18 protein-coding genes, 1 tRNA gene and 1 pseudogene are annotated in these 19,717 nt (G+C 59.8%); 12 read left to right on the top strand and 8 right to left on the bottom strand.

Going from position 1 to position 19,717, the window contains the following annotated elements; all coding sequences use genetic code 11:
• From HG250_RS02295 to HG250_RS02305, 3 genes and pseudogenes are all read left to right on the top strand, one after another.
• Positions 1-224 (top strand): annotated as a pseudogene (locus tag HG250_RS02295) (IS5 family transposase); the annotation flags it as partial.
• Positions 225-565: 341 nt separating this feature from the next.
• The gene (locus HG250_RS02300; RefSeq protein ID WP_170002452.1) at positions 566-1,030 is read left to right on the top strand and encodes a DUF4402 domain-containing protein; all 465 of its coding nucleotides are present in this window, start codon (positions 566-568) and stop codon (positions 1,028-1,030) included.
• Positions 1,031-1,547: 517 nt separating this feature from the next.
• A complete protein-coding gene (locus tag HG250_RS02305) occupies positions 1,548-1,832 on the top strand; it encodes a hypothetical protein (RefSeq protein WP_170002454.1) in 285 nt (94 codons plus the stop codon).
• 1 nt (position 1,833) lies between these two features.
• On the opposite strand, the gene HG250_RS02310 is transcribed toward HG250_RS02305, so the two are convergent.
• Positions 1,834-1,923 (bottom strand) — tRNA-Ser (locus HG250_RS02310).
• Positions 1,924-2,239: 316 nt separating this feature from the next.
• Between HG250_RS02310 and HG250_RS02315 the strand changes: the two genes are divergently transcribed.
• From HG250_RS02315 to mazG, 9 genes are all read left to right on the top strand, one after another.
• Entirely contained in the window at positions 2,240-3,262 is a 1,023-nt protein-coding gene (locus HG250_RS02315) for a lytic murein transglycosylase (protein WP_170002456.1), read from the top strand.
• Between the two features lie 205 nt (positions 3,263-3,467).
• On the top strand, positions 3,468-4,616 hold the full coding sequence (locus HG250_RS02320) for a D-alanyl-D-alanine carboxypeptidase family protein (protein WP_338103832.1): 1,149 nt from the start codon (positions 3,468-3,470) through the stop codon (positions 4,614-4,616).
• Entirely contained in the window at positions 4,613-5,263 is a 651-nt protein-coding gene (gene tmk, locus HG250_RS02325; RefSeq protein WP_170002458.1) for a dTMP kinase, read from the top strand. The genes HG250_RS02320 and tmk overlap by 4 nt, the downstream gene beginning before the upstream one ends.
• On the top strand, positions 5,257-6,228 hold the full coding sequence (locus HG250_RS02330; RefSeq protein ID WP_170002460.1) for a DNA polymerase III subunit delta': 972 nt from the start codon (positions 5,257-5,259) through the stop codon (positions 6,226-6,228). The genes tmk and HG250_RS02330 overlap by 7 nt, the downstream gene beginning before the upstream one ends.
• The gene (metG, locus tag HG250_RS02335; RefSeq protein WP_170002462.1) at positions 6,221-7,780 is read left to right on the top strand and encodes a methionine--tRNA ligase; all 1,560 of its coding nucleotides are present in this window, start codon (positions 6,221-6,223) and stop codon (positions 7,778-7,780) included. Before HG250_RS02330 ends, metG begins: the two co-directional genes overlap by 8 nt.
• Positions 7,780-8,556, top strand: coding sequence for a TatD family hydrolase (locus tag HG250_RS02340; protein WP_170002464.1), 777 nt, complete (start codon positions 7,780-7,782; stop codon positions 8,554-8,556). Before metG ends, HG250_RS02340 begins: the two co-directional genes overlap by 1 nt.
• Positions 8,553-9,320, top strand: a complete 768-nt coding sequence (locus tag HG250_RS02345; protein ID WP_170002466.1) for an MBL fold metallo-hydrolase — start codon at positions 8,553-8,555, stop codon at positions 9,318-9,320. Before HG250_RS02340 ends, HG250_RS02345 begins: the two co-directional genes overlap by 4 nt.
• Positions 9,317-9,484 carry a hypothetical protein gene (locus HG250_RS02350; protein WP_170002468.1) on the top strand — a complete coding sequence of 56 codons (168 nt, stop codon included), beginning with the start codon at positions 9,317-9,319 and terminating at the stop codon, positions 9,482-9,484. The genes HG250_RS02345 and HG250_RS02350 overlap by 4 nt, the downstream gene beginning before the upstream one ends.
• A gap of 58 nt (positions 9,485-9,542) precedes the next feature.
• Complete coding sequence (mazG, locus tag HG250_RS02355; RefSeq protein ID WP_338103834.1) at positions 9,543-10,307, top strand: nucleoside triphosphate pyrophosphohydrolase; 765 nt, start codon at positions 9,543-9,545, stop codon at positions 10,305-10,307.
• Positions 10,308-10,314: 7 nt separating this feature from the next.
• On the opposite strand, the gene hflX is transcribed toward mazG, so the two are convergent.
• The 7 genes from hflX to dusB all read right to left on the bottom strand — a co-directional run bounded on the left by hflX (position 10,315) and on the right by dusB (position 19,664).
• Complete coding sequence (hflX, locus tag HG250_RS02360) at positions 10,315-11,613, bottom strand: GTPase HflX (RefSeq protein ID WP_170002470.1); 1,299 nt, start codon at positions 11,611-11,613, stop codon at positions 10,315-10,317.
• 17 nt (positions 11,614-11,630) lie between these two features.
• On the bottom strand, positions 11,631-12,197 hold the full coding sequence (gene hfq, locus HG250_RS02365; protein ID WP_170002472.1) for an RNA chaperone Hfq: 567 nt from the start codon (positions 12,195-12,197) through the stop codon (positions 11,631-11,633).
• Between the two features lie 179 nt (positions 12,198-12,376).
• Positions 12,377-13,753, bottom strand: a complete 1,377-nt coding sequence (gene ntrX / locus HG250_RS02370; RefSeq protein WP_170002474.1) for a nitrogen assimilation response regulator NtrX — start codon at positions 13,751-13,753, stop codon at positions 12,377-12,379.
• A gap of 19 nt (positions 13,754-13,772) precedes the next feature.
• On the bottom strand, positions 13,773-16,028 hold the full coding sequence (locus HG250_RS02375; RefSeq protein WP_170002476.1) for a sensor histidine kinase: 2,256 nt from the start codon (positions 16,026-16,028) through the stop codon (positions 13,773-13,775).
• 77 nt (positions 16,029-16,105) lie between these two features.
• Positions 16,106-17,530 carry a sigma-54-dependent transcriptional regulator gene (locus HG250_RS02380; protein ID WP_170002478.1) on the bottom strand — a complete coding sequence of 475 codons (1,425 nt, stop codon included), beginning with the start codon at positions 17,528-17,530 and terminating at the stop codon, positions 16,106-16,108.
• Positions 17,527-18,618, bottom strand: a complete 1,092-nt coding sequence (locus tag HG250_RS02385; protein ID WP_338103835.1) for a two-component system sensor histidine kinase NtrB — start codon at positions 18,616-18,618, stop codon at positions 17,527-17,529. The genes HG250_RS02380 and HG250_RS02385 overlap by 4 nt, the downstream gene beginning before the upstream one ends.
• A gap of 29 nt (positions 18,619-18,647) precedes the next feature.
• Positions 18,648-19,664 carry a tRNA dihydrouridine synthase DusB gene (dusB, locus tag HG250_RS02390; protein WP_170002480.1) on the bottom strand — a complete coding sequence of 339 codons (1,017 nt, stop codon included), beginning with the start codon at positions 19,662-19,664 and terminating at the stop codon, positions 18,648-18,650.
• Between the last annotated feature and the right edge of the window lie 53 nt (positions 19,665-19,717).

Genomic DNA, 19,717 nt, shown 5'->3' on the forward strand with positions numbered 1-19,717 from the left:
CTGCCGGCGTCGAGGCGGTGATCCCGGCTAGGAGCAACCGCCGCAACCCAGCCCCGCACGACCGGGAGAAATACCGCTGGCGCAACCTGGTCGAGCGGCTGTTCAACAAGCTGAAGAACTGGCGCCGGGTCGCCACTCGCTACGACAAAACCAAAGAATCCTACCTTGGCTTCGTCGCCCTCGCTTCAATCAAACTCTGGATACCCTTTGTCCACGAAACCTAGTCATAAACAAAGCCATCAGTCTCGGCGCGCTGGTCGTAGCTGCGCTCTATGCCGTAGGAGTAACCCAGAGCTCCATTTAGGAGCGTCTTCCAACGGCCCAGCGAGACCATGTCGGGATGCGAACGTCGGGCGACTGGGGCAGCAAGAGTCCCAATGTTCTACGCCATTCACAAGCTTGAGGTCGAAGGTTCTCGAGACAAACGCAAAGTTAACCGAATGAATGTCAATCGGGTTTTATGTGCTTTGTTTCTCGAAACGAAATTGAATCGCCCCGACGCATTGCCGTAAGCTCGGCCGGCTTGTCCATTGCGTGGCTGGTCGCATTCTCACTTGCGACTATCTTGAGCGAGTCGCCTTCACATGCGGAGGCAGCTCAATCAGATGCGTCCGTAATCATCGAAACGCCAGGGCGCTTACAAAAGGCGGGCGATCTCGACTTCGGACGGCTGGCTGTAACTGGAACTGCCGGAACCGTCAGGATCGCGCCAAACGGCAGCGTGACTTACACTGGTGGAACTGTAGCATCGGGCGGAACGCCACGAGCCGCCACTTTCAAACTGCAGACTCGCTTGATCGACTTTGTGACCTTCCGGGGACCTACAGGGGGTGACACGATTCAATTGAAGCACAAGCAAGACTCAACCGTTAGGATGACCTTGCGCAATTTCACGACCGACTTGCGTAGCGGGCTGTACCTATTCACCCGCACGGTGACCTTCCACGTAGGAGGGACATTGGATGTCGCGGCGAACCAGAAGCCGGGAGTTTATCAAGGAACCTTCCTGGTAACAATCGACATGCCGTAGGCTTTGTGAAATTGTTCTATGACACCTATTTCGATTTCTATTCCCGCTGAGGTTCAGATCACGTGAACTGCACAGATGCCGGATCAGGAGGCTCTGTGACGGGCAGGACGGCGGGTGTCGCGGTGAACCGATCGCGCGCCAGCCAAAGCGAAGGTAGTGAAGGGAAAACCGCTTCGCCGTGGGAAGGTGGCGTGGTGCGCGGGCAGGCTGGACCGCGCCGAGGCGTAGCGGTGCGTCCCTCGTAAATTCAACGACCGCAGCGGCGGGGGCGTTCATGCCGCCTCAACGACGCCAGCGCCCCGTGCCGCGAGACGCGGGGCGCTGCTCCTGACTGCTCGCCATCTCTATTCACGCCCGCTACAATGCCGCCATTTGGACGGCCATCATATCAGCCCTTGCGGCGATAATTGCTTCGGCGGGCGCGATCATCCTTACGAAGCAGAAGGAGCGGGAGGCCGCATGGCGCGCCAAGAAGCTCGATTACTACGAGGAGTTCTTCGGTGCGGCGAGCGGCATCGTGGGCGACACCGCGCCGCCCGACGCGAAGGTGCGATTCGCCACCGCCGTGAACAACCTGCACCTCATCGGTTCGCCCTCCGTCATCGTTGCGCTGCACGCGTTCACTGACGAGATTGCGGAGAGCAACAGGGCGAACATGGAGCGCGACCGGCACGACGAGCTTTGGTCCCGGCTTGTCTGGGAGATTCGGAACGACCTTGGCGACGCGCCGGGCGACAGAGCGAATTTCTCAGCGCGGCTCTGGGCTTCGGGCACCGGGACTAATGTGCTGCCGCGCCCGTGACTGGCGGAAGAGGTGGGATTCGAACCCACGGAACGGTTGCCCGCTCGCTGGTTTTCAAGACCAGTGCCTTAAACCACTCGGCCACTCTTCCATGCCATTCACCGCGACGACGGCTAGAATGGTGCTAGATGCCTCGCCACCCTCGCTGCAACTCTAATCGCGGACTGGTGACTAAGCGATTGCAACACAACAACATTCTCTCAGTCTTGCTCGGCACGGTTTCGCAACCCCTACCAGTTTTCAAGACCGGTGCTTTCAACCGCTCAGCCACCTGTCCGCGGACACGCAGGACTAGTCGCCTCTTCTCCTATTGTCACCCGATTCCGCGTTCATGCTGCAGCTTGTATGGAGCCTTTACAGGCGTCGTCAGTTCCAAGATCAAATCAAACCGAAAAATCGAAGGCTTCATGAAAATACTTCCTGCCATCCTTGTCGCCCTTTCCGCCAGCGTCGCAACAATGTCGCCTGCACCGGCAGCCGCACAGGACATGGCTTTCGACGCATATAAACAATTGCTCATCGCGCGGGCCCGCGCAGAAGGAGTGAGCGACCGGACCATTCAGCGCATGACGTATGATCTGACGCCCAATCAGCGGGTGATCGAACTCGATGAAGGTCAGCCGGGGTCGTCTTCGGGGTCGGGTTACCCGCGTCTCGCTCCCTACATCGCGACTCATGTGGACAATGCGCGTATCTCCGGTGGCCGCCGCACCCTTTCAGCGGTGCGTTCTCATGCCGAGGGTGCGGAGAACCAGTTCGGAGTTCCTGCCGAGATCCTGGTTGCGATCTGGGGCCATGAAACGAACTATGGAACTTACAAGGGTAATTTCGACCTCGCGCGATCGCTCGCCACCCTAGCCTGGGAGGGGCGCCGCCGAGATCTGTTCGAGCAGGAATTCGTCGATCTGTTAAAGATTGCCGATCGTGGATTCGATCGGTCGCAGCTTGTCGGCAGCTGGGCCGGGGCGTTTGGCAATCCACAGTTCCTGCCAAGCGTCTATCTCCGACTGGCCGTCGACGGTGACGGTGACGGCCGCGCCGACATCTTCAACAATCGCGCAGACACCCTCTACTCGATAGCGAATTATTTTCGCGACGCGGGGTGGCGTACCGGGCAGCCGTGGGGAGTGCGTGCCTCCATACCGGCAGGGTTCGACTTCGGCACTCTGGATAATGAAATCATCGCACCGGTCTGCCCCCGCGTGCACGAACGCCACAGCCAGTGGCGAACCGTAGCCGAATGGCGCGCACTTGGCGTTCAGCCTCAGGAATATCTGGCTGACGACGTCATGGTATCGCTGTTTCAGCCTGACGGTGCCGGATCGCCCGCTTGGCTCCTCACTGCAAATTACCGCGTCATTCTCGAGTATAATTGCTCCAATTACTACGCCATGAGCGTGGGGCTTTTGGCTGACGAGATTGCGGGCTAAGGGCCAGCGCGCAGCAGCTGAGATAGGTTCGATTGAAGCGGCAATCTATACCGCCCTTGCGGCCCGGAAGGTGCCGCGGGCGAATGCTTCCTGCCAACAAGTTCCAGCGGTCGTAATTGTCAGAGGGACGGGTTACAGCGGTGCTTCGGTCGGCTATCGATGCGATCTCATTCGCTTGCCAGTAGGAGCCAAGATGAAACCCGTCGTGAAATCTGTGTTGATGACGGCGCTCCTCCTGTTCGCGGCACCGCCTGCACCGGCTCAGGGCAGCAAGTTCGAAGTTCCCGATCCGCAGGAGATCCCCGTTGCGCTGATGGTCGATCTCTCCAATGGACAGACGCTCTTCGCACGCGACCCCGACAGGCGGTTCATGCCCGCGTCCGTTACGAAGGTCATGACGACCTTCCTTGCATTCGAGCTGATCGATGCCGGCAAGATCGATCTGGCGCAGATATTCACGATGAGCAGCAATGCTTTCGACAATTGGCACCGGGTCGGGTCGACCATGTTCCTGTCCGAAGATGCCAGGATCACGGTCGACCAACTGCTCCATGGCGTCACGACCGTGTCGGCAAATGACGGGTCCGTCGTCCTTGCCGAAGGGGCGGCGGGCTCCGTTGATGCCTGGACCAGTCTGATGAATGCCAAGGCGGCAGAAATCGGCATGCGCGACAGCCGTTTCTATTCACCGAACGGTTATCCGGACGAGGGGCGCACCTTCGTCTCGGCCAACGATCTGGTGCGCCTCGCATCGGCCATGATAAAGCGCCATCCGGAAAAATTCCGGCATTTTATCGGGCAGGAGATGTATGAATACGATGGTATTACCCAATACAATCATGACCCGCTGATCGGCAGGGTAGAAGGCGCGGACGGCATAAAGACGGGTTTCACGAATGAAGCCGGCTACACCTACCTCGGGACGGCCCAGAGGGGACCCCGCAGGCTGGCCATGGTGGTGGCGGGTGCTGACCGGGCGAGTATACGCAATCGCGCCGCCGTCAGTTTCATGGAATGGGGGTTCGACGCTTTCGAGAGCCGGCGCCTGTTTGAGAACGGTGAGATCATCGCCGCAGCATCCCTGCAAAATGCGAATGCACGTAGCCTGCCGCTGAGAAGTGGCGGACCGTTGAGAATATCGGTGCCGAAGGGCAGCAATCCGGAGGTAACTCTTGCGCTTTCCTACGAAGGCCCCCTGCGTGCGCCTGTTGAGGCGGGCGAGAAGGTTGCTGAGCTGGAAATCACGATCGAGGGGATGGAGCCGTTTTCCGTGCCTCTGTTCGCAGCGCAAGCTGCAGAAAAGGCGTCCTTTTTCCAGCGAATTGCGAATGGCATCACGGGCATGTTCGCATGAAACGAGGCAAGTTCATCGTATTAGAAGGGGGCGAAGGCGCAGGCAAATCCACTCAGGCGCGTCGCCTCGTGGCATATCTGCATGGCCGGAATATCCCGGCGATACTGACACGGGAACCTGGCGGCACGGCGGGAGCAGAGGCTATTCGTGCGCTGTTGCTGGAGCAGCCTGTGGGGCATGAGGGGTGGGGAATGAGGGCGGAAGCACTGCTCTTTGCCGCGGCCCGCTCCGACCATGTCGAGAAAGTGATCGAACCCGCTCTTGCCGAGGGCCGTTGGGTCGTCTGCGACAGGTTCGTTGCTTCCAGCATCGCCTATCAGGGCGGGGCAGGGGGGCTGGACATGCAAGCCATCGATGATCTTCATCGATTCGGAAGCAACGGGCTGATGCCCGACCTGACCTTGATCATGAATGTCCCGCCGGCCCTGGCGGAGGAACGCCTGGCAAAACGTGACGGAGGTCTTTCGGACGCTATTTCGGCTCGGCCGGCGCATTACCACCGCAGGGTGGCGGCGACCTTCGCATCGGTGGCGGCCGATCCACGTCACCGTGTCAGCATGATCGACGGAGATGCTTCTGAGGATGAGGTCTTCACATCTATTGCAAAGATCATTCAGCCGATGATCGAGCAGCCGGTCCGATGTTGATCGGACATGACGGCCCATGGTCCGAATGGATCAAGGCGACGGAGCAGGAGCGGGTGCACCATGCGTGGATGCTGACCGGTTCGCGGGGGATCGGCAAAATGCGTTTCGCCATGCGTGCCGCCCTGAACCTTGTCGCGGACGGAAACGCGCCTGCAGGCGATCATCCGCATCCCGATATTCTGATCCTGCGAAACCTGCCCAAGGATGAGAAGGAAGTTCGCAAACGCGAGGAAGGCAAGCCCTACGAATCCAGGCGAAGCATCTCGGTAGACCAGATACGGCAGATGCAGCGGCGGCTGACGACCCGGCCGACCTTGGGTGATCGCCGCGCAATCATCGTGGATGCCGCCGATGATCTGGAGAAATCCGCCGCCAATGCGCTGCTCAAGAGCCTTGAGGAGCCGCCCGAAGGCTCCAAATTCCTGCTGGTGACGCACCGACCGGCAAAACTCCTGCCGACGATCCGGTCTCGCTGCCGGGTCCTGCGGTTCGCTTCGGTCCCGAATGCCGAAATGCGAAGGTTCCTGGCCGAAAGGGTGGAGAATGCCGATGAGGGCACCATCGAGGCGGCGATTACGGCTGCTTCGGGATCGCCTGGCGCCGCTCTCGACTTCGTGAAGCGGGATCTCGCCCCTATGGCCATGCTGATGCGCAATATCGTCGGGACGGGAGATCGAGACTTCGCTTTGCGAGGATCACTTGCGGAAGCGATCGGCGCACGACCGGACCGCGAAAGATTGCATGCGGCACTTGATCTGGCGCGGGCGATCCTGTCTGCGCGCCTGTCGGATGAGGACGCTGTCGCTGATGCAGCTGACGTAACCCGCATGATTGAGGCCCATTCCGCTCTGGTGAGGCTCGGCAATGAAGCGCCCACGTTCAATTACGATCCTGCCATGCTGGTGATGGAGATCGGAACCTTGCTCGCATCGGCAGCGCCGCTTAGAGAGCGCATCGATGCCTGACCCTTTCTATATAACGACTGCCATCAGCTACCCTAACGGTCGGCCCCATATCGGCCACGCTTATGAAGCCATTGCCGCCGATGTCATCGCCAGGTTCCAGCGCATGGAAGGCCGGGATGTCCGTCTGCAGACAGGAACGGACGAACACGGACTCAAAATGGCTCGCAAGGCGCAGGAAACCGGTCAGACAACCCGTGCGTTGGCCGATGAAATGTCAGGGCATTTCAAGGCAATGTGCGATGGTCTTGATATCAGTTATGATCGATTCATCCGCACCGTTGATCCCGATCATCACCGGGCCAGCCAAGCACTCTGGTCGTCAATGGCCGCAAATGGCGATTTGTACCTTGATCGCTACGAGGGCTGGTATTCGGTCAGGGACGAAGCCTTCTACGACGAAGGCGAACTGATCGCCTCCGAGGACGGCACGCATTTGTCGCCGAACCACACCCCCGTAGAATGGACGGTAGAGGAAAGCTGGTTCTTTCGACTTTCCAGATATCAGGATCGGCTTCTGCAGTTGTTTGAAGATCATCCTGATTTTCTGCAACCTGAAAGTCGCCGGAACGAGATGATCGCTTTCGTGGCAGGCGGACTTCGCGACTTGTCGATTTCAAGGACGAGTTTCGATTGGGGCGTACCGGTTCCGGGCAGTGACGGCCACGTGATGTATGTCTGGGTGGATGCGCTGACGAATTATCTTACCGGCGTCGGCTATCCGGATGGTGGTGAGCAGTGGAAGAAATACTGGCCCGCCAGTCTGCATCTGATCGGCAAGGATATCGTTCGCTTTCACGCGGTGTACTGGCCGGCTTTCCTGATGAGTGCCGGACTGGAACTGCCAAAGAAGATCTTCGGTCATGGCTTTCTGCTCAATCGCGGCCAGAAGGAATCCAAGTCGCTCGGGAATGTGACCGACCCGCTTGCCCTCGCGGGACGGTTCGGTGTGGATAATCTGCGCTATTACCTGATGCGCGATGTCGGCTTTGGACAGGATGGCAGCTATTCGGCAGAAGCCATTGTTCTGCGGACGAATGCCGAGCTGGCAAACAGCTTTGGCAATCTGGCGCAGCGTATCCTGTCGATAATCTTCAAGAATTGCGATGGTCGCCTCGAGGCGAACATCGCTGCTAGTGCAGAGGACGAAAAACTCGAGAAAGAGGTTCTCGATCAGATCAGCGAGCTTCGAGCCGCTTTCCACGATCTTGCCTTCAGCGAAGGCTTGGCATCATGGATGAAAGCCGTTTTCGCTTGCAACCAGTTCGTCGACGACATGGCACCCTGGGCATTGAAGAAGACAGATCCGGATCGCATGATTGCCGTTCTGATGGTATTGTTCCGATGTATCCGGCACCTTGCCATTGGCGTGCGACCGGTGGTGCCCGGATCGGCCGACGCGCTGCTCGACCAGATGGGGATCGCACCGGATGAGCGCGAATATGCTGCACTGGATGACCCGCACTGGTTTCGCGAGCTGGCGCGTGATTTCCGGGTGACGCAACCGCGAGGCGTTTTTCCGCGCCTCGAGCTTCCCGAAGCGGAGGAGGCCTGATGCTGGTCGATAGCCATTGCCACCTCGAATATGAAGGTTTGGCCGAGCGGCAATCGGAAGCCTTGCAGAGTGCGCGGCAGGTAGGCGTCAGTGCATTTCTGAACATCTCTACCCGCCGATCGGAATGGGAGCGTGTGGTAGGCACTGCCAGTCGTCACGATGATGTCTGGGCGAGTGTCGGCATTCATCCTCACGAAGCCGATTCGCATGACGGTCTGGGGAAGGGCACTTTGCTTGCCGCAGCCGAAGACGCGCGGGTGATCGGCATCGGCGAGACGGGTCTCGACTATCATTACAACAGATCGGAACATGAGACACAGCAGCGCCTGTTTCGAATGCATATTGATGTCGCACGGGAAACGCGGCTGCCGGTGATCATCCATACACGGGATGCGGAAGACGATACATATGCAATTCTAGCGGAGGAAATGGAGAAGGGCATGTTTCCCGCGCTGATCCACTGCTTCACCGCGTCTGCCGATTTCGCTCGCAAGGTTCTGGCGCTTGGTCTCTCGATTTCGCTTTCGGGAATCGTAACTTTCAAGAACGCCAGGGACTTGCAGGAGATAGCTGCGACCCTGCCCAGAAACCGCCTGCTGGTGGAGACAGACAGCCCATTCCTGGCGCCGGTCCCCCATCGCGGGAAGCCGTGTGAACCGGCGTTCGTTCGCAGCACGGCTGAATTTCTGGCGACTCTGCGGAATGAAAGCTTCGACGATCTTGCGGCGGCAACCTCCGACAATTTCTATGCCCTTTTCACCAAGGCTGCGCGATGAAGCTGATCATGCTCGGATCGGGTACTTCGACCGGTGTGCCGCGGATCGGGAATGATTGGGGTGACTGCGACCCGTCGGAACCTCGCAACCGGAGATCCCGCGTATCTATCATCGTAGAAAGCAGCGCGGGCAAGCGCCTGCTCGTCGATACTTCGACGGACATGCGCCAGCAGTTCCTGGCCAATGACATCGATCATGTCGACGCGGTTTTCTGGACCCACGACCATGCGGATCATTGTCATGGCATCGATGATATGCGGGCGCTGCGTTATGGTCGCAGCGGTCCTATTCCCGGTTTCGCCGCGGATGAGACCGTGCGCCGCCTGCGCCAGAGGTTCGGATATGTCTTCGCTGGGCAGCATGGCTATCACACCATCGTCAATCTCGAGACGCTGGATCGCCTGCGGATGTTCGCGGGGTTTTCAGTAGAACATTGTCAGATGCCGCACGGGCCCGCTCAAAGCACGGCCTATCGATTCGAATGTGACGGTAAGTCAATTGGATATGCTACGGATTTCAGTGAAGTTACAGCAACCATGCTTGAATTGTTCGAGAATGTGGATCTTCTGGTTTGCGACTGCCTCAGGCGCGATCCACATCCGACACACGCGCATCTCGGGATGGCTCTGGACTTCGGCAGCAAGGTAGGCGCCGGGCGCATCGTCCTCTCGCATCTCGACAAAAGCATGGATTATCGGTCGCTTGCCAATGAGGTGCCCGATACGGTTGAGGTCGGCTTTGATGGGCTGACGATCGAATTGTGAGCGAACTGAACGCCATACAGATTGTCGCGCTGCTCGGCTGGCTGGTTCTGGTCGGTAGCGCGCTTGCCGCTTATCGCCTTAGCTGGCGGCGCAGCGTCCTATATCTGCTGATATGGGGATCGATATTCGCGCTGGCTGTACTGATGTTCGGACTCATAACCTGACCATGCATTCCACCCCTATTTTACATAATACCTATTATCGGTCTTGGGTTGCAAAGTGGTGACGGATCATTTCACACGCCTCCTGCAGATCATGCAGCGCCTGCGCGATCCTCTTTCCGGTTGCGAATGGGACCGGGCGCAGACATTCGCCACCATTGCGCCCTATACTATCGAAGAAGCCTATGAAGTCAGCGATGCGATCGACCGGAACAATCACGGTGACCTGAAGGAGGAGTTGGGGGACCTGCTGTTGCAGGTGGTGTTCCACAGCCAAATTGCACAAGAAGCCGGTCTGTTCGACATACAAGATGTAGCCTGCGCCATTTCTGACAAGATGGAAGCACGGCACCCGCATGTCTTCTCCGATGACGGGTCGGCCGATCCAGAACGCAGATGGGAACATCTGAAGGAACGTGAGCGACACGCCAAAGGAGCGCGCAGCGCCATGGATGGTGTGGCACTTGCACTTCCGGGCTTGCTCCGAGCCGAGAAACTGCAGAAGCGCGCGGCGAGAGACGGTTTCGACTGGGCCGATGCTTCGGAAGCCGAAGCCAAGATCCTGGAGGAGATGGAGGAGTTGCGCCGGTCCAGCGTGGCCGACCGGGAAGAGGAGGCCGGCGACCTCCTGTTTTCCGCCGTCAATCTGGTGCGGAAATACGGCGTCGACCCGGAAGCTGCCATGCGCCGTGCCAATGCCAAGTTCGAACGGCGATATCGAGCGATGGAGATGATGTCGGGGGCTGAAGATGGATCAGGTCTCAACCGCCTCAACGAAACGGAACTGGATGAATTATGGCGTGCAGCGAAGGCGCAGGAGTTGTGAAACCTTCCTAGAGAGAGGCGAACTGGCCAGCTTCCTTCGGATTCAACCTTACGATCAGCCGAGTGAGCGGCCCCTCCGGTCCGTCACCTGCACGATCTTCGGCCAGAACCTCGCCATGGGCATGCAGCCAGGCAATCTGCCGCCCCGCCGAAAGTGGCAGGAGATATTCGCGCGTGATTGCAGAGCCTGTCAGCAATGTGCCCAATCGTGTCAGAAGTTGCTCCACCCCTGCCCCGGTCGCCGCCGATATCGCGGTGATCATCTCGGCATCGTCAGCGATAGATACCCGTTCTGCAGCGGCTTCTTCGGAAAGGAGGTCGATCTTGTTCCACACCTCGACGATCGGTATGGTTGATTGCCCATCGTTGTCCAGAACTCCCAGATCCGCCAATATCTGCAGTACCTCCTGCTTCTGCGCATCGCTTGCAGGGTTGGCGATGTCACGGACATGCAGAATGATGTCAGCCGCCGTCACTTCCTCCAGGGTCGCACGAAATGCGGCGACGAGCTGGGTCGGCAAATCCGAAATGAAACCGACAGTATCGGAAACAATGACCTTTTCCACACCCGGCAGTCGAATGGCCCGCATGGTCGGGTCGAGAGTGGCGAAAAGAAGATCTTCCGCCATGACGTCAGAGCCTGTCAATCGATTGAAGAGTGTGGACTTTCCTGCATTCGTATATCCGACAAGCGCGATCACTGGCCAAGGCGCACGTTCACGCCTGTCGCGGTGAAGCGAGCGGGTCTTGCGGACCTGCTCGAGCTCTCGGCGCAATCGTCCCATGCGGTTGCGAATCATGCGACGGTCAGCTTCGATCTGCGTCTCGCCGGGTCCACCCAGAAAACCGAAGCCGCCACGCTGGCGTTCCAGATGGGTCCAGCTGCGAACCAGTCGGCTTTGCTGGTAATCCAGATGGGCCAGCTCGACCTGCAAGCGCCCCTCCGCGGTGGCGGCCCGCTCCCCGAATATTTCGAGGATCAGGCCAGTTCGGTCGATCACCTTGCGCTCGAGCTTTTCCTCCAGATTGCGCTGCTGGATAGCGCTTAGCGCGCCGTCGACGATGACCAGTTCGGCGTTCTCAACCGTGCAGGCCGTATGGATATTGTCCACCTGCCCTGCCCCGAAAAGCGTGTTCGGTTTCACCTCGCGAACCGGAATGATGATTGCGTCGGCAATCTCGATCCCGATCGCAAGCGCCAGACCTTTTGCCTCTTCGAGGCGCTCTTCGAGCGGCAGGTCGCTACGCTGCCCCCTGATGTCCGGGCAGATTACGAGGGCACGGGCACCGCGGGTGACCTCGCCCATGAGATCGTCATCGTAGCTCAGTTGTCATCGCCTTCTTCATCGCTCAGATCCACGGATTCTGCGGGCTGAATAGTGGAAACTGCATGTTTGTAAGCGAGCTGGACATAGCCTTCCCGCTCCAGCAGCATGCAGAAAAGGTCATAGGCCGCGATCTGGCCCTGCAGCATGACGCCGTTCACCAGGAACATCGTGACCTGCACCTCGCTTTCGCGGACCCGTGACAGGAACACGTCCTGCAACAGGCGCTGTTTGCGGTTGCTGTCCTGGCTGCCGAACTGTTCCGCATCGATGGGCTGGCTCGGCATGATGGTCGAGATTGCGTGCTTGTAGATGAGCTGCGACTGCCCGTCGCGCCGGAGCAGGATCGAGAAATTGTCGAACCAGGTCACGATGCCCTGCAGCTTCACGCCCTTGACGAGGAACATGGTAACGGGGGCCTTGGTACGGCGCAGAAGGTTGAGGAAGGCGTCCTGCAGATTGGCCTGCTTCGTCTGTTTCGCTTTCTCATTCGGTACGCCGGCACTTTCACCCTCTGCTGGTGCATCGATCTTCGGCCGTGCCGACAACGTCTTACCGGTTGCCATTTCTCACCTCTTTTATTTTTGGCCACGACCGATCGGGTGGCGGCAATCTGAAGCTGACCACTATAGCCGACAGTTTCGAACCTTGGCGGCATGTGGAATGCAGCCTTTCGGGATCAATGCATGATATGCGGCGCCGTTCCCCCTGCTTCATTCGAGAGCTGCCTCATTCGAGAGGCGGATCAATCGTCCGCCTTCCGGTCGCTCATTCCCAGCAGCTTCAATTTCCTGTGCAGGGCAGATCGCTCCATGCCGATGAAGCTCGCAGTTTTCGAGATATTTCCACTAAATCGCCGTATCTGAATGGAAAGATACTCACGCTCGAAGTTTTCGCGCGCCTCGCGCAGAGGGACGCTCATCAGGGTCGAAATGCCCTGCCCCCCACCCAGCCTGCCGCCGGTCACCTCGCCCGGCAGCATGTCGGGGGTGACTTCGGCAAGATCCTCACGCGGTGTAAGAATGATGGTGCGTTCGACTACGTTCCGCAATTGACGAACGTTACCGGGCCAGTCGTAAGCCTGCAGGGCAGCCATGGCTTCTTCGCCGATCTCGGGCGCAGGTATGCCCTGTTCGGCCGAATAGCGGGTGAAGAAATGTTCCGCCAGTGCCGAGATGTCGTCGCGCCGTTCGGCAAGCGAGGGAATGGCGACCGGCACCACGTTCAGCCGGTAGAACAGATCCTCGCGGAAGGTCTTTTCCTCCATTTCTTCCTGAAGATCCCTGCTGGTGGAGGAGACGACCCGCACATCGACGCCGATCTGCCGATTACCACCGACCCTGACGAAGCTCTGTTCCGTCAGCACTCGTAATATCCGCGCCTGTGTCGACAGCGGCATGTCCGCAACCTCGTCGAGATAGAGGGTTCCGCCATCCGCCATCTCAAGCAGACCGGGGCGGATCAGCTTGCCATCCGCTTCTTCGCCGAACAGTTCCTGTTCGAACCGTTCGGGCGTTATGCGGGCCGAATTGACAATGACGAAGGCTGCTTCTGCGCGCGGACTCCAGCTGTGCAACAGCCTGGCCGCGACTTCCTTGCCCGCCCCTGCCGGACCGGTGATCATCACGCGGCTGCCGGTGGCTGCTACCCGCTTCAGCGTCGCCCTGACCTGGTTGATCACGACGGAATTGCCGGTAAACTCCTCTCCGCAGGAAAAGCCCTGTTTCAGGCGCGTGTTCTCGCGCCGGAGCCGTTCGGTCTCGGTTGCCCGTTCGACCAGCAGGAGCAGACGCTCTGCCTCGAAAGGCTTTTCGAGGAAATCCATGGCCCCGCGGCTGACTGCCGAGACGGCCGTGTCGATATTTCCATGCCCGGAAAAGATGATGACCGGCAGTTCCGGTTCGCGGATCTTGATCGCGTCCAGCACCTCCAGGCCGTCCATGGCGCTGCCATGCAGCCACACGTCGAGCAGAACGAGACTGGGCCGTCGTTCGTCCACGGCAGCCAGTGCGGCACTGCTGTCGCCCGCGGTGCGGCAATCGTAACCCTCATCGCTCAGCACGCCGGCCACCAGGTCGCGAATGTCCTTTTCGTCGTCTACAATCAGTATGTCGAGCGCCATGGGTGCTCCTCTCTGTACATTATTCCGCTGCTTCGCTGTTGCTGGATGCCGGGCTTTCCGATGACACCGGATTGCGCGCAAAGCGCATCGTCACGCGGGTTCCGCCGCCTTCGCTGGCGGCGAAGATCATTTCTCCGCCATGTTCTTCGACGATCTTGTTCACGATGGCGAGGCCGAGACCGGTGCCTTTCTCGCGCGTCGTTATATAGGGTTCGACGATACGCTCCCGGTCCTGCGGCAGACCGATGCCGTTGTCCTCGACCGAGACGCAAAGGCGGTCCTCTTCCATTTCGGTCACGATGCTGATCCGTCCGCTGTAGTCGCCGCCTGCCGCAGCCTCCCGGGCCTCGATCGCCTCCACTGCGTTTTTCAACACGTTGGTCATCGCCTGGCCGAACTGATGCCGGTCGCAGGCGATGGCGTGGCTCTGCCCCGCGTCGGCATCCAGCACGTAATCGACTGCAGGATGCGCGACTTCCTGGAGGAACACGGCCTGCCGGATCAGATCGAGCGCATCCTCGTTACGGAAACTCGGTTTCGGCAATCTGGCGAAAGAGGAGAATTCATCCACCATCTTGCGCAAATCGCCCACCTGCCGGATGATCGTCGCCGTAAGCTCCTCGAACAAATCACCGTCATCGACGATCTGCTTGCGATAGCGGCGCTTCAGCCGCTCCGTCGCCAATTGGATCGGGGTCAGCGGGTTCTTGATCTCATGCGCGATACGGCGCGCCACGTCCGACCATGCAGCCTGCCGCTGATCGAGCAATTGCCGGGTGATGTCCTCGAATGTGATGACGTGCCCGTTCGTGGCGGGTGCGACCTTGACGGCGAGGGTCAGCAATTCCCCGGCGCGATTGTAGCTGACAACGCCGCTATTCAGCCCGGCCGTCGTCAGAGCAATCATCTGAGGCGCGACATCGTCCAGCAGGAGCGGTGTCGGCGGCGTAGCGGCGTCATTCAGCAGAAGTTTGCGCGCAGACGCGTTCATCAGCAGGATCTGCCCATCATGATCGATGGAAATGACTCCGGCGGTGACCGATTGAAGCACGGCTTCGATAAAGGTCCGCCGTTCCGCCAATTGCCGATTGGCGCCGACCAGAGCGTCGGTCTGCTTTTCCAGCTGTGCCGTCATCCGATTGAATGCGCGGTTCAACAAGCCGATCTCGTCCGCACCGGTTCGTCCTTCCAGCCGAAGAGCGAAATTGCCGCCGCCGACCTTACGTGCCGCCGCCACGAGATCGCGCAAGGGTTCCACCTGCCGATCGGCGAAGCGCAATGCGAACCATACCGCCAGCGCCAGCAGCATCAGGCTGACGAAGAACAGCGCGAGATTGAAACGCAGCTGGAGAGCGCGCGCGCGATCTGTCACGAGGCTGTAATTGGCGACGACAGCCTGCGCGCGCTCCCATTGGCTGAAAGCCAGCGCCTCGCTGTTCCGTGCATTGTAGAGGTATATTCCGCTCGCAGGATCAACAGGGACAAGCGCCGCGATACGGGTCGGATCGGCCTGAACGGCGACCTGCTCGCCGACGCCAGGTTCCGCCAGCAGATCGCGAAGCAGGCGCTGCGGTGCGTCTTCATCGCCAAGGTCCACAATTGCGGCGGTCCGCACCTCGCCATTCGGCAATTGCTGGAGAATGGCGGATTCGTTCAGTTCACGGCCCTGAACCTGCAACCCGTAGAAATCCGGGAAATCAGGATCGGTCAGCGATCCGCGGCCAAGATAATACCGGATGTCGGCTGCCATCGTGATGGTCTGATTGGCGACTTGGCGCTGGTTCTGTTCGTAATAGCCCTGCGCCAGCGCATTCGCATTCTGCATCAATTGCCGCGAATTGTCGGAAAACCAGAAATTCACGCCCGATTGAAAGAGAACTGCCGCAAATCCTGCAACGAGCAGGGTCGGAACCGCCGCCACGATCGAGAAGAAAAACACCAGCTTGACGTGCAACCGGCCAGTGCTGCCCCCTGCCCGGCGGATCGCCATGCGCCGGCCGAACAGCACCATCAACGACATAGCCGGAAGCAGAGTGGCCACCATCAGCAGCGCGACCTGCCCTGCGGGAAGCAGTTGCCGGTCGGGCGGCGCATTGGTAAAGGTGAGATAGGTCGTTCCCACCATCAGCACGAAGGCGACGACGGCGACCAGTTCCAGCAGCAGATACAGATTGGCTCGCCGCGAGGCGACGGCGAACCGCCGCCACGTCCGCGAACTGCGGCGACCCCCAGGCGGAAGGTCTGGCGCAGCAAGTGCCGTGAGCGCCTCTACCATGATGTTTGGCTGACCATAGTTGCGCGCTTACAACTAAGCTGTTGCATATTTGCAAGAGCTAATCGGTGAAATACAGGTCAAATGCGCCGAGCGTATCTGTCGGCGGCAATGTCCAGCTCGCCGAGCCGCTTTCTCAACGTGTTGCGATTGATGCCAAGAAGCCGTGCGGCCTGCAACTGGTTGCCTTGCGTGACCGTCAGCGCGTGCTCGAACAAGGGCCGTTCGAATGCGCTGATCGCTTCCTGATAGAGCGAGCCGGCGGCGGGCCGGTGACGATCGATCCACCGTTGTAGCGTGCCGGAGAAGAGATTGTCGCCTTCCAGCGATTGCCTCCGGTCAGGTGGCCCTATCGCCTGCCGGGCCAGATCTGCTTCGATCACAGTATCGCGCGAGAGCAGTGCCAGGCGAAAGACAGTGTTGCGAAGCTCCCTAACATTGCCCGGCCATTCACCCGAGCGCAGCACCCGCAGTGCCTCGGACGAGAAAACCCTGCGCGACAGACCCTCTTCCTCCGCCTGTCGCAGGAAGTGCAGCGCCAGAGGTTCCACATCATCCATACGGTCCCGCAAGGGCGGCAGGATCAGCGGAACGACATTGAGGCGATAGAAGAGATCTTCGCGAAACAGCCCTTCGGCAATCAGCGGGGAAAGATCGCGATTCGTCGCTGCCACGATGCGGACATCGACCGCAATGTCGTGACGCCCCCCGACGCGCCTGATCCGGCCCGATTGCAACGCCCGCAGCAGACGGGTCTGCGCCCGGAGCGGCATGTCTCCGATCTCGTCCAGGAACAGCGTTCCCCCATTGGCCTGTTCGAATTTGCCGATCGCCTGCGTCACCGCACCGGTGAACGCGCCCCTCTCATGCCCGAACAGCTCGCTCTCGATCAATTCCGACGGGATGGCAGCTGTGTTTACCGCAACGAACGGGCCGGTCTTGCGCGCGCCGAGCTGGTGGATGGCTTCTGCCACGAGCTCCTTGCCGGTGCCACTTTCACCCAGGATCAACACGGTCAGATCGTTGTTCATGACCCGCGTGATCATGCGGAAAACCCCCTGCATGGCGGGACTGCGGCCATGCAGGGGCAGATCGCCCGCAGCCGATTGCGGCGGCGCGGCTGCCGAACGCATGGTTCGGTCCAACGCCTGATTTGTCGCGAGCAGCACTTCGTCGAGATCGAAAGGTTTGGGGAAATATTCGAACGCCCCGGCTTCGCTGGCGCGTACAGCGGTATCGAGAGAATTCTGAGCCGAGAGGATGATTATCGGCAGATCGGGTGCACGATCCCGCACGCTCCTCAAGCTGGTAATCCCATCGCCATCGGGGAGCATGACATCGGTAAGCATCACTCCGAAATCGGCACTTTTCAGCGCCTCGTCTCTCCCGGCAATATCGGTGCGATGGATGACGGCATGACCATCCTGCTTCAGGGCTTCACCGATGATGAGAGCGATGCTCCGGTCATCCTCGATCAGCAATATGCGTCCCGCAGCCGCCCTCATGACGCCACTGGCAGATTTACCCGGAAGGTCGAGATGCCTGCCCGCGTGTCGCGGATATAGGCAATTCTGCCGTCCATGTCGTTGAGCAGCTTGCGGACAAGCGCCAGGCCAAGGCCCTGCCCTCCCGCCTTGGTCGTTACGAAGGGGTCGAACATCTGATCGAATATCATTTCCGCGACGCCGGGGCCATTGTCGGCTATGATGATTTCCAGCGGCAGACTGACCGGACTTCCGGAGCCGAGCGACTGGCGGGAAATGCCGCTTGCAAAGCGGGTTCGTACCGTCACACGCGGTTCCCTCGCGTCGGCGCAGGCGTGCAGCGCATTCGTGACCAGATTGATGATGATCTGCTGCAGCGCGTCACGGCTTGCGAAAACATCCGGCAGCGATGGATCGAATTCCTCGACGATCGGCAGATGGCCGGGACCAGTAGAGCGGATTGCATTCAGGGCCGAACGGATGGGCAGGTGCATGTTGAAGCCGGTCACCGGTTCGCGCCGGTCGCTGCCGAGCGCCTGCATCCTGTCCACCAGCCGGGCAATGCGCGCGACCTCGTCGGAAATGAGGTCGGTAAGCGCGCGATCTTCGGCAGCGAGCCTGCGCGCCAGCAACTGACCCGCCCCCCGTATTGCCGCCAGGGGATTCTTGATCTCATGGGCGAGGATCGACGGGCCACGTTGCAGGTAAGGGATATGTGCATCGCGCAGTTCTCGGGAAATGCTTCCATGCTGCGAGCCCGATTCCGACAAGGTGAGCACCTTCCAGCCATTCGCCGCCGGCAGCGGCGACAGCGTAAGGTTGACGGTCAGGGTTGCTGAGCCGATCGTCACCGCGATATCTCTTGCGGTGAGGGAGAAGTCGCCGTTCTCGATCCGCCGCCTTACTGCATTGTCAGCAAAGATGATGGCGCGGTGCAGCGGCTGACCCAGCAGGCGTGCTGCGCCCTGCCCGAGCAATTCTTCCGCCGCAGGGTTGAGTTCAGCCAGAGTAAGATCCGGAGAAAGCAATATGATCGCATAGCGCATCCCCGCGATCTGGCTGGCGGCGTCCGGCTGCTGTCTTTCGTCCGCTCCGCACTGCGGCCGCACTGGCGCAGCCGCAGCAGATGCAGATCCCGTCACGCCGCCCGGCGTCGCAGGAACGGTTCGTAAAACCTTTCGATCTCACCCAGGACCTGCCTGGGATCGTCGATGAAATTGGCATGGTTGCGGAACTCTGCCGATCCATGCATCCCCTTGGTATACCAACCGAGATGCTTCCGGGCAATCTTAACCCCTACCTCCTCGCCATAATGCTCGAGAATGGCTTCGTAATGTTCGACAAGCACCTGGTATTGCTCGTCGAAACTCGGTGTCGGCACATTCTCGCCCGTTCGCCACCAATGCATCACCTGCCCCAGAAGCCACGGTTTGCCATAGGCACCCCGGCCGATCATCACGCCATCGGCCCCGGACTGCGCGAGAGCCGCCGCACTGTCTGCCACACCGCAGATGTCGCCATTGGCGATGACCGGAACGGAAACGGCATCCTTCACCTTGCGAATGAACGACCAGTCCGCCTGCCCCTTGTACATCTGGCAGCGCGTGCGGCCATGAACCGTGATCAGCTTCGCACCGAGATCTTCCGCGATATGGGCAAGTTCGGGCGCGTTGAGCGAATTGTGATCCCACCCCATCCGCATCTTGACCGTGACGGGAACCGATACAGCTTCGACGGTTGCCCTGATCAATTCGGCGGCCAGTGGCAGATCGCGCATCAGGGCGCTGCCGGCATCGCCATTCACCACCTTCTTGACCGGACAGCCCATGTTGATGTCGATGATCGCCGCCCCGCGATCCTCGTTCAGCCTGGCCGCTTCCGCCATCTCGGCCGGCGAACATCCGGCAAGCTGGACGGAGACCGGCTCTTCGGCGGGATGCCAGGCTGCCTTCTGCAGCGATTGCCGCGTTTCGCGGATCATTGCCGGACTGGCGATCATCTCGGTCACGTTCAGGCCCGACCCGTAGCGGCGCACGAGAGTGCGAAACGGCATATCGGTCACACCGGTCATCGGCGCGAGAACGACCGGGCAGTCGATGGTTATCGATCCGATGCTGATGGGCTTAGGGGACGAAAGGGCGGGAGTGTCGGTCATGAGAAAAATGCCTGTTTACCGGGCAGCCGCATAGTGGATTGCGGGAACTGGAG

It is taken from the genome of Pseudopontixanthobacter vadosimaris (assembly GCF_012979275.1).
Classification (GTDB): domain Bacteria; phylum Pseudomonadota; class Alphaproteobacteria; order Sphingomonadales; family Sphingomonadaceae; genus Pseudopontixanthobacter; species Pseudopontixanthobacter vadosimaris.

Excerpts from the sequence above, each read along its gene's own strand:
- hfq (WP_170002472.1), bottom strand. The coding sequence starts at position 12,197 with ATGGCAACCGGTAAGACGTTGTCGGCACGGCCGAAGATCGATGCACCA.
- HG250_RS02380 (WP_170002478.1), bottom strand. The coding sequence starts at position 17,530 with ATGAGGGCGGCTGCGGGACGCATATTGCTGATCGAGGATGACCGGAGC.
- HG250_RS02345 (WP_170002466.1), top strand. The coding sequence starts at position 8,553 with ATGAAGCTGATCATGCTCGGATCGGGTACTTCGACCGGTGTGCCGCGG.
- hflX (WP_170002470.1), bottom strand. The coding sequence starts at position 11,613 with ATGGGCGAGGTCACCCGCGGTGCCCGTGCCCTCGTAATCTGCCCGGAC.
- dusB (WP_170002480.1), bottom strand. The coding sequence starts at position 19,664 with ATGACCGACACTCCCGCCCTTTCGTCCCCTAAGCCCATCAGCATCGGA.
- HG250_RS02315 (WP_170002456.1), top strand. The coding sequence starts at position 2,240 with ATGAAAATACTTCCTGCCATCCTTGTCGCCCTTTCCGCCAGCGTCGCA.
- tmk (WP_170002458.1), top strand. The coding sequence starts at position 4,613 with ATGAAACGAGGCAAGTTCATCGTATTAGAAGGGGGCGAAGGCGCAGGC.
- HG250_RS02330 (WP_170002460.1), top strand. The coding sequence starts at position 5,257 with ATGTTGATCGGACATGACGGCCCATGGTCCGAATGGATCAAGGCGACG.
- HG250_RS02340 (WP_170002464.1), top strand. The coding sequence starts at position 7,780 with ATGCTGGTCGATAGCCATTGCCACCTCGAATATGAAGGTTTGGCCGAG.
- metG (WP_170002462.1), top strand. The coding sequence starts at position 6,221 with ATGCCTGACCCTTTCTATATAACGACTGCCATCAGCTACCCTAACGGT.
- HG250_RS02375 (WP_170002476.1), bottom strand. The coding sequence starts at position 16,028 with ATGGTAGAGGCGCTCACGGCACTTGCTGCGCCAGACCTTCCGCCTGGG.
- ntrX (WP_170002474.1), bottom strand. The coding sequence starts at position 13,753 with ATGGCGCTCGACATACTGATTGTAGACGACGAAAAGGACATTCGCGAC.